This window comes from Pseudomonas hunanensis (assembly GCF_013393325.1).
Taxonomy (GTDB): Bacteria; Pseudomonadota; Gammaproteobacteria; order Pseudomonadales; family Pseudomonadaceae; genus Aquipseudomonas; species Aquipseudomonas putida_P.
Genome location: NZ_QJRC01000045.1, coordinates 1 through 303 on the forward strand (window position 1 = coordinate 1; position 303 = coordinate 303).

Consider the following 303-nt stretch of genomic DNA (forward strand, 5'->3'; position numbering starts at 1 on the left):
ACGTGATCGAAGGCTTGGCCGGCCGCTTTCCGGCCATGGCCGGCATCACCGACCTCACCGCCCAGACGGTCAATACCGTGGTGCTCAAGCGCCTGCGCGGGCAAACCCGTTGGGATGCCAGCCATGGTCTGCGTAAGCAGGTGTTGATGGCGGCGCGTGAAGGGAATGCCGAGAAAGCGCTGGGGCTATTGGCAGCGCGCTACCGGATCACCAGCCAGGCCATCACGGAAAATCCGTTCAGCCAGGAAGTACAGAAGTATTTGAAGAGCGGCATGGCGCAGGTAGAGGAGATGAAAGCGCTGC

The 303-nt window shown here is 61.7% G+C and carries 1 pseudogene; it reads left to right on the top strand.

The features are described from left to right. A pseudogene (locus DM807_RS28235) lies at window positions 1–303 on the top strand (T6SS effector BTH_I2691 family protein); the annotation flags it as partial.